We start from the raw sequence: 9,057 nt of genomic DNA on the forward strand, positions 1-9,057 counted from the left end.
GGCCGACCCGGCACCGGGTCGGCTCCCCACCCCCGGGGGCTCGGCGGCGACGTCCGTGCGTACGGCGTACGGGCGGGAGGTCGTCCGTGTGTTCCCCCGGCGTCACCTGTGCGGGTGGCGGACGTGACTCCATGGCGTGTCATCGAGTTGACCTTGTCATCGCTCGGCGACCCGCGCAGCGCTCGGCGACCCGCGAACCGCCCGGCGAGCTCGAAGCGCCCGGCGAACGCCCGGCGAGCTCGTACCGCCCGGCGAACGCCTGGCGACCTGTGCACCGGAGGGGCAGCGACCGATGACCGTACCCGACGTGACCGTGGTGATCGCGGTCTACAACACCATGCCGTACCTGACGGCCTGCCTGGAGTCGCTCGTCGCGCAGACCATCGGGCCGGCGCGCATGGAGGTGGTCGCGGTCGACGACGGTTCGACGGACGGCGGCGGCGCGCTCCTGGACGAGTACGCCGCTCGGCATCCGGGCCTCTTCACCGTGCTGCACCAGGCCAACTCCGGCGGCCCGGCCGCGCCGACCAACCGGGGGCTGGCGCTGGCCCGCGGCCGGTACGTGCTCTTCCTCGGCGCCGACGACTGGCTCGGCACCGAGGCCCTGGACCGCATGGTGGCGGCGGCCGACGCCTGGGAGTCCGACGTCCTGATCCCCCGGCAGATCGGGGTGAACGGGCGGCTGGTGCCGCAGGGCATCTTCGGTGCCAGCGCCGCTTCGGTCGGTTTCGAGGACTCCGCGCTGGCCTGGGCGCTCGCCGACACCAAGCTCTTCCGGCTGGAGCTGATCAGACGCCACAACCTGTCCCGGAACGAGGACCTGAAGGTCTACTCGGACCAGCCCTTCACGCTGGCGGCCTGTCTGCGGGCCCGCCGGATCTCCGTGCTCGCCGACTACGACTACTACCACCTGGTGCTGCGCGAGGACCGGGGCAACGTCACCCAGCGGGCCGGTGCGCCGGACCGGCTGCGCGGGGTCGCCGCCGTGCAGTGGGTCGCCGCCGAGCTGGCCGCCGAGGGTGCGCAGCTGGACGCCATCCGGGCCCGGCACTTCGGCTGGGAGGTGCCGCAACTGCTCCAGGCCGACTTCCTGCTTCACCCCGAGGAGCTGCAGGACGAGATCTGCGCCGGGGTGGCGGCCCTGGTGGAGCGGTTCGGCGCCCGCGAGGTGTACGACCGGCTGGCGGTGGCCGACCGGGTGCGGCTCGAACTCGCCGCCGCCGGGCGGCCGGACGCGCTGCGCGACCTGATCCGGTACGAGGCGGCGCACGGGGACCCGCCGGTGGTCGTCGACGGGCGCCGGCACTACGCCGGCTACCCGGCGTTCCGGGCGGCCGGGCTCGGCCTGCCGGACGAGCTGTTCCTGCTCGCCGAGGCGCCCGCGCCGGACGAGGCGCCGGGGGCCGGTGACGCGCTCGCGCGGGAGGGCGAAGGGTCGCCGCCGGGCTCGCCGCCGATCACGCTGGTGCAGCAGGTCTGGCGCGGTGCCGTGCCCGTCCAGGTGCGTCGCCGACTGCGCCGTTACCCGGCCTGGCGGCGGCTGACCGAAGCCGTCCTCGCCGGCGGCGCGAACGGGGGCCGACGGTGACCGGGCTCGACATCTGCGTGGTCGGCCTCGGGAAGCTCGGCCTGCCGCTCGCCGTGCAGTTCGCCGCCAAGGGGCACCGGGTGGCCGGCGCCGACGTCTCGCCCGAGGTCGTCCGCTCGGTGAACCGGGGCCGGCCGCCGTTCCCCCGGGAGGCCGGCCTGGACGAGGCGCTCAAGCGGGTGGTGGCCGAGGGCAGGCTGCGTGCCACCACCGACACCTCGGCGGCGGTCGCCGGGGCGCAGGCCGTCGTGCTGGTGGTCCCGCTGGTCACGACCGCCGAGGGCACCCCGGACTTCACCCTGCTCGACGCCGCCACCGACGCCGTCGCCGCCGGGCTGCGCCGCGGCACTCTGGTCAGCTACGAGACCACCCTGCCGGTCGGTGTCACCCGCGGCCGCTGGGCGCCGCGCCTGGCGGCCGGCTCGGGGCTGACCCCCGGGCGGGACTTCGCGCTGGTCTTCAGCCCGGAGCGGGTCCGGACCGGCCGGGTCTTCGCCGACCTGCGCCGCTACCCCAAGCTGGTCGGCGGCATCGACCGGGCGGCCGGGCGGCGTGGCGTCGAGTTCTACCGCGAGGTGCTCGACTTCGACCCGCGACCCGACCTGCCCCGGCCCAACGGGGTCTGGGAGTTGGAGTCGGCGGAGGCCGCCGAGTTCGCCAAGCTCGCCGAGACCACCTACCGGGACGTCAACATCGCGCTCGCCAACCAGTTCGCCCGCTACGCCGACCGGGTCGGGGTGGATTTCGCGGCCGTCGCGGACGCCTGCAACTCCCAGCCGTTCAGCCATCTGCACCGGCCGGGCGTCGCGGTCGGCGGCCACTGCATCCCGGTCTATCCGCGGCTCTACCTGTGGAACGACCCCTCGGCCACGGTGGTCCGGGCCGCCCGCGAGGCCAATCTGGCGATGCCCGGCTACGCGGTCGGGGTGCTGGACGGCGCGCTGGAGGGCGGCGTCGACGGGCAGGGCGTGCTGGTGCTGGGCGCCTCCTACCGGGGCGGGGTGAAGGAGACGGCGTACTCCGGCGTCTTCCCCCTGGTGGAGGCGCTGCGCGCGGCCGGTGCGCGCCCCTATGTCGCCGACCCGCTGTACCGCTCCGAGGAGCTGGTGGCGCTCGGTCTGCCGCCGTACGGGGGCGAGCCGTTGGCGGCCGCGGTGCTGCAGGCGGACCACCCCGAGTACCGCGAGCTGGCACCGGCCGACCTGCCGGGCGTCCGGGTCCTGCTGGACGGCCGCCGCTGCACGGACCCGGGGCGCTGGGAGGGCGCGGGGGTGCGGCGGATCGTCCTGGGGGGCGCGTAGCGGCAGGTGGGCGCGGTGGTGGGTGGGCGCTCGCTTGGGTGTGTGCGGGGTTGGGGTGCGTGCTGGGTGCTGCCGCGGGTGGGCTTCGCGCCGCGCGCGGTCGCACGTGCCCGGCGCGTACAGATGGGCCGCGCCCTCCGCTCGCGCCGGGCAACGGGCAGACTGGCGGGGTGAGTGACGATGCCTTCAGCGGGACCGGGCCCGGAGTCCGGTTCACCGCGGCCGACGAGGAGAAGAGACGCGGCGTCCGCCGGATGAAGACCATCGCGACCGGCCTGCTGGCCTTCGCGAGCCTGGTCTTCGCCCTGGCCACCTGGGCGAAGGCGGCCGGCGCCGGCGCCTGGGCGGGCTATCTGGCCGCCGCCGCCGAGGCCGGCATGGTCGGCGCGCTCGCCGACTGGTTCGCCGTGACCGCGCTCTTCCGCCGCCCGTTCGGCCTGCCGATCCCGCACACCGCGATCATCCCGACCAAGAAGGACGCCTTCGGCAAGTCGCTCGGCGACTTCGTCGGCGACAACTTCCTCTCCGGCCGGGTGGTGCGCGGCCGGCTCGCCGCGCTCGGCATCGCCCGGCGGCTGGGGGAGTGGCTGGCCGCTCCCGGCAGCGCCGAGCGGGTCACCAAGGAGGCGTCGGCGGCACTGCGCGGCGTCCTCGCGGTGCTGCGCGACGACGACGTGCAGGCGGTCGTCGGCGAGGCGGTGACCAGGCGGGCCGCCGCCACCTCGGTCGCCGAGCCGATGGGCCGGATGCTCGGCAAGGTGGTCTCCGACGGCGGTCACCACGGCGTGGTCGACCTGGTCGCCGTCCGGGTGCACGACTGGCTGACGGAGAACCACGAGGAGGTCGTCCAGCGGGTCACCCAGAAGACCCCGGGCTGGACGCCGAAGTTCCTCGACCACCAGGTCGGCGAGCGGGTCTACAAGGAGCTGATGCGGTTCGTCACCGACATACGGGACGACCCGGACCACGCGGCGCGCGGTGCCATCGACAACTTCCTGGCCGACTTCGCCACCGAGTTGCAGACCGATCCGGCGACCATCGCCCGGGTCGAGCGGGCCAAGGCCGACCTGCTGGTCCGGCCCGAGGTGCAGGACCTGATCGCCTCCACCTGGGCCGCCGTCCGCGCCCTGGTGCTGAACGCGGCCGAGGACGAGGACAGCGAGCTGCGCCGGCGCATCCGCGACGGCGTGCGTGATTTCGGTGCGCGCCTGGCGACCGACCCCAAGCTCCAGGCCAAGGTGGACGGCTGGCTCCAGGACGCCGCCCAGTACCTGGTCGACACCTACCGGACCGAGATCACCTCGCTGATCTCCGAGACCGTGGCAGGCTGGGACGCGGACGACGCCTCCCGCAAGATCGAGGCGAACGTCGGCCGCGACCTGCAGTTCATCCGGATCAACGGCACCGTGGTCGGCGCCCTGGCGGGGCTGCTGATCCACACCGTGGCGGTCGCCCTCGGAGGGTGAGCCCCCGGGTGTGCCTATTCTTGCGGACACCACCGATACGCGCGTAGAGGAAGTAGGGCACCACCGTGGTCCAGCCGGACGGAAGTCGGATCGGAAACCCCGTTCAGAACCGGGGCATCGAGGCGTTCATCGCCGGCATGCCCAAAGCAGAGCTGCACGTCCACCACGTCGGCTCGGCCTCGCCCCGGGTGGTCGCCGAGCTGGCGGCCCGCCACCGCGGCCAGTCCAAGGTACCGGTCGACCCGGCCGCCCTCGCCGAGTACTTCACCTTCACCGACTTCGCCCACTTCATCGAGGTCTACCTCAGCGTCGTCGACCTGATCCGGGACGCCGAGGACGTCCGCGCGCTGACCTACGGCGTCGCCGAGGACATGGCCCGGCAGAACATCCGGTACGCGGAACTGACCGTCACGCCGTACTCCTCGGTCAGCCGGGGCATCCCCGACGTCGCCTTCATGGAGGCCATCGAGGACGCCCGGGTGCGGGCCGAGAAGGACCTCGGCGTCGTGCTCCGCTGGTGCTTCGACATCCCCGGTGAGGCCGGTCTGGCCGCCGCCGAGGAGACCGCCCGGCTCGCCGTCGACCTCGCGCCCGAGGGCCTGGTCAGCTTCGGCCTCGGCGGCCCGGAGATCGGCGTGCCGCGCCCGCAGTTCAAGCCGTACTTCGACCGGGCCCGGGCGGCCGGTCTGCGCAGCGTCCCGCACGCCGGCGAGACCACCGGCCCAGAGACGGTCTGGGACGCCCTGCGGGTGCTCGGCGCCGAGCGCATCGGCCACGGCACCCAGGCCGTGAAGGACCCGGCCCTGCTGGACTTCCTCGGCGAGCACCGGATCGCCCTGGAGGTCTGCCCGACCTCGAACATCGCGACCCGCGCGGTCGAGCGGATCGAGGAGCACCCGATCCGGCGGATGGTCGACGCGGGCCTGCTGGTCACCGTCAACAGCGACGACCCGCCGATGTTCGGCACCGACCTCAACACCGAGTACGCGGTGGCGGCCCGGCTGCTGGACCTGGACGAGGCGGGCGTCGCCGGGCTGGCGCGCAACGCCGTGGAGGCGTCCTTCCTGGACGCGGCCGGCAAGGCCCGGATCGTCGGCGAGATCGACTCCTACCTGGCCGGGTGGGACAAGGGCTGAGCCCCGTCCGCGGGCACCGCGCCGCAGCGCCCCGCGCCGCGCCGCGCTGCCTCGCACCGCACCGCATCGCACCGCCCCGTCGGCCTCGGCCGGCGGGGCGGTGCCGTTTCGGGGCGGGGGTCCCTCCCCGGGGTGGTGCCACGGCCGGCGTCGGGAGCGCCGGCCGCGATCAGGAGTGGTGCCAAAGTGGTGCCATAAATGCCTCGACGTGGCGCCATCGCCGTGCCATGCTGGGGCCATGGACCTCACGCCGTACGTGGAAAACCTCCGGAACGAACTCGCGGTGGCGGCCGCCGCCGGCGGGGACGAAGCCCGCGCGCTGGCCGAGCGGCTGGCGCTCCCGTTGGACTCGGCCGTGCGGCTCACCCTGCTCAACGCGCTCTCGGCCGCCATGGGCGAGGTCACCCGCGACCTCGCCCCGGGCTCGGTGGACGTGCGGCTGCGCGGGCTCGATCCGGAGTTCGTGGTGACCGCGCCGCCCGGTTCCGGTGGTTTCCACAGTGCGGCGCCGTCGGTGGCGTCATCCATGGCGTCATCGGTGGTGCCACCCCTGGCGCCGACCGCGGCACCCGGGGTGTCGGAGTCGGACGAGACGGGCACCGCCCGGGTCAACCTCCGGCTGCCCGCGCACCTCAAGGCCCGGGCGGAGGAGGCCGCCGGGCAGGAGGGCCTGTCCCTCAACGCCTGGCTGGCCCGTGCGGTCGCCGGCGCACTGGAGGGCGGTCATCCGGGCGTCCGCCCGGCGGTCGACTCCGGGACGCGCGCCCCGCGCGGCAGCGGCGGCCAGAGCTTCACCGGCTGGGTTCACTGACGCCTCCGCGGCTCTCGCGCCGTTCGCACGTTCACACCTTCCAGACCCCCTCGCACCTTCCACGTCACCCCCGCTCGACCAGCGGGAACACCCACACGAGCCAAGAGGACGGGACAGCCATGCCTACGTTCGAGACCGACGGACCGATCTCCGCCTCCTTCGAGTTCGAGATCGGCGCGGTGTGGATCACCGCCGGGAAGCGCACCGACGCCGTGGTCGAGGTCCGGCCCGCCAACGCGGCCAGGGAGGCGGACGTCAAGGCCGCCGAACTGACCCAGGTCGACTTCACCGGCGGTCGGCTCACCCTCAAGGGCCCCAAGCAGCGCACCGTGTTCACCAACAAGAAGGGCGCGATCGAGGTCCAGGTCGAGCTGCCGGCCGGTTCGCAGGTGCACGCCGACTCCCCGATGGCGGACTTCGTGGCCGAGGGCCCGCTCGGCGACTGCCGGCTGAAGACGTCCATGGGCCGGGTCCAGGTGGACCGGGCCGAGAGCGTCCGGCTCAAGACCGACCACGGGGACATCCGGGTGGGCCAGGTCGCCGGGGACGCCGAGGTGTCCGGCTCCGGCCGGATCGAGATCGGTACCGTCGGCGGAGCGCTGACGGTCAAGAACAGCAACGGCGACACCGAGATCGACGAGGTGACCGGCGAGCTGACCGCCAACGCCTCCAACGGCCGGATCCACGTCGGCCGCGCCGGGGCGGGCGTGGACGCCAAGACGGCGAACGGCCACCTCCGGGTGGGCCGGGTGGTGCGCGGCAGGATCAGCCTGCAGACCGGCGTCGGGGACGTGGAGGTCGGCATCGCGGAGGGCACGGCCGCCTGGCTCGACGTGCACAGCAAGTTCGGCGGTGTCCGCAACACCCTCGGCGAGGCGCAGGGCCCGGGCGACGCCCGGGACACCGTCGAGCTCCTCGGCCGCACCCAGGTGGGCAACGTGATCGTCCGGAGGGCCTGATGGCCGCGATCTCGGCGATCGGACTCACCAAGTCCTACGGGGACAAGCAGGTGCTGAAGGGCGTCGATCTGGAGATCCCGGCCGGCACGGTGTTCGCTCTGCTCGGGCCGAACGGGGCCGGAAAGACCACCACCGTGGAGATCCTCTCCACGCTGGTCCCGTCCGACGGCGGGGTGGCCCGGGTGGCCGGGTGCGACCTGGTGCGCGAGGCCGACGGGGTGCGGGCGGCGATCGGGGTGACCGGGCAGTTCTCGGCGGTGGACAACCTGCTCACCGCCGAGGAGAACATCATGCTGATGGCCGACCTCCACCACCTCCGCCGTCGGGAGGGGCGGAGGCGGGCGGAGGACTTGCTGGCGCGGTTCGATCTCACCGAGGTGGCGCGCAAGCCCGCCGCGACCCTCTCCGGAGGCATGCGGCGCAAGCTCGACCTGGCGATGACCCTGGTCGGCGACCCGAAGGTGATCTTCCTGGACGAGCCGACCACCGGGCTGGACCCGCGCAGTCGGCGGACGATGTGGGAGATCATCCGGGGGCTGGTCGGCGACCACGGGGTGACGGTCTTCCTGACCACCCAGTACCTGGAGGAGGCCGACCAACTCGCGGACCGGATAGCCGTCCTGGACGGCGGCCGGATCGTCGCCGAGGGTACGGCCGAGGAGCTGAAGCGGATCGTCCCCGGAGGGTGGATCCGGCTGCACTTCGCGGACGGCGCCCAGTTGGGTGCGGCGGCCGCGTTGTTCGACTACGCGGCGGTGGATGTCGAGGCCCTGCGGCTGGACATCCCCGGGGACAACTCGGTGGTCACGGTGAAGACGGTGCTCGACGTGCTCGACAACGCCTCGGTGCGGGCGGAACGGCTGGTCGTGGAGACGGCCGACCTGGACGACGTGTTCCTCACCCTGACCGGGGAGGGGGCCCGATGAGCGGGACGTACGCGGTCGCCGACTCGCTGACGATGCTGCGGCGCAATCTCAAGCACGCGCAGCGGTACCCGTCGCTGACCTTCGCGGTCGTGATGATGCCCGTGATGATGCTGCTGCTGTTCAACTACGCGTACGGCGACGCGCTCGGGGTGGGAATCGGGGGCGGCGAGTACATCGACTACGTGACGCCCGGCATCGTGCTGATGGCGGCGACGTCCGGGGCGCTGGTGACGGCGATCGGCGTCTGCGTCGACATGACCGAAGGCATCGTCAACCGCTTCCGGACGATGGCGATATCGCGCTCGGCGTTTCTGACCGGGCACGTGGTCGGCAGCGTGCTCCAGACGGTGATCGGCCTGGTGCTGGTCGTCGGGGCGGCCTTCGCGATGGGGTTCCGGCCGAACGCCACCCCGGTGGAGTGGCTCGCCGCCGCGGGGCTGCTCGCCTTCGTGACGCTGGCGCTGACCTGGCTGTCGGCCGGCATCGGGCTGGTGGCGAAGACGCCGGAGAGTGCGAGCAACATCCCGATGCCGCTCCAGTTCATGCCGTTCATCGGCAGCGCCATCGTCCCGCCGGATTCGATGCCGACGGCACTGCGGTGGTTCGCCGAGTACCAGCCGTTCACCCCGATCATCGAGACGCTGAGGGGGCTGCTGATGGGGACGGAGATCGGCGGGAGCGCGGTGGCGGCGCTGGGTTGGTGCGTGGCCCTGACGGGCGTCGGGTACCTGTGGGCACGACGCACGTTCTACCGGACGGCGCGGCGGTAGGCGCCAGATGCACGGGCCCGGCCCCCCCCCCCCCCCCCGCGGGCCGGGGGCCGGGGGAGAAGTGGAAAAACCCCATGGGGGGGGCGGGGAGGGGGGGGCG

Annotated in this window: 8 protein-coding genes; all 8 read left to right on the forward strand. The window is 73.6% G+C overall.

Going from position 1 to position 9,057, the window contains the following annotated elements; genetic code table 11:
- The first annotated feature begins 292 nt into the window (after window positions 1-292).
- The 8 genes from ACFXHB_RS19690 (at window position 293) to ACFXHB_RS19725 (ending at window position 8,957) form a co-directional block, all read left to right on the forward strand.
- Window positions 293-1,588, forward strand: coding sequence for a glycosyltransferase family 2 protein (locus ACFXHB_RS19690; protein ID WP_380575753.1), 1,296 nt, complete (start codon window positions 293-295; stop codon window positions 1,586-1,588).
- The gene (locus ACFXHB_RS19695; RefSeq protein ID WP_380575755.1) at window positions 1,585-2,889 is read left to right on the forward strand and encodes a nucleotide sugar dehydrogenase; all 1,305 of its coding nucleotides are present in this window, start codon (window positions 1,585-1,587) and stop codon (window positions 2,887-2,889) included. Before ACFXHB_RS19690 ends, ACFXHB_RS19695 begins: the two co-directional genes overlap by 4 nt.
- 59 nt (window positions 2,890-2,948) lie before the next feature.
- The gene (locus ACFXHB_RS19700; protein ID WP_380575756.1) at window positions 2,949-4,355 is read left to right on the forward strand and encodes a DUF445 domain-containing protein; all 1,407 of its coding nucleotides are present in this window, start codon (window positions 2,949-2,951) and stop codon (window positions 4,353-4,355) included.
- Window positions 4,356-4,471: 116 nt separating this feature from the next.
- Window positions 4,472-5,491 carry an adenosine deaminase gene (locus ACFXHB_RS19705; protein ID WP_380575775.1) on the forward strand — a complete coding sequence of 340 codons (1,020 nt, stop codon included), beginning with the start codon at window positions 4,472-4,474 and terminating at the stop codon, window positions 5,489-5,491.
- Window positions 5,492-5,729: 238 nt separating this feature from the next.
- The gene (locus ACFXHB_RS19710) at window positions 5,730-6,302 is read left to right on the forward strand and encodes a toxin-antitoxin system HicB family antitoxin (RefSeq protein ID WP_380575758.1); all 573 of its coding nucleotides are present in this window, start codon (window positions 5,730-5,732) and stop codon (window positions 6,300-6,302) included.
- A gap of 119 nt (window positions 6,303-6,421) precedes the next feature.
- A complete protein-coding gene (locus ACFXHB_RS19715; RefSeq protein ID WP_380575760.1) occupies window positions 6,422-7,261 on the forward strand; it encodes a DUF4097 domain-containing protein in 840 nt (279 codons plus the stop codon).
- Entirely contained in the window at window positions 7,261-8,187 is a 927-nt protein-coding gene (locus tag ACFXHB_RS19720; RefSeq protein WP_380575762.1) for an ABC transporter ATP-binding protein, read from the forward strand. Before ACFXHB_RS19715 ends, ACFXHB_RS19720 begins: the two co-directional genes overlap by 1 nt.
- Window positions 8,184-8,957, forward strand: coding sequence for an ABC transporter permease (locus ACFXHB_RS19725; RefSeq protein WP_380575763.1), 774 nt, complete (start codon window positions 8,184-8,186; stop codon window positions 8,955-8,957). The genes ACFXHB_RS19720 and ACFXHB_RS19725 overlap by 4 nt, the downstream gene beginning before the upstream one ends.
- The last annotated feature ends 100 nt before the right edge of the window (window positions 8,958-9,057 follow it).

The sequence above is a fragment of the Kitasatospora sp. NPDC059327 genome (assembly GCF_042752535.1).
GTDB lineage: Bacteria > Actinomycetota > Actinomycetes > Streptomycetales > Streptomycetaceae > Kitasatospora.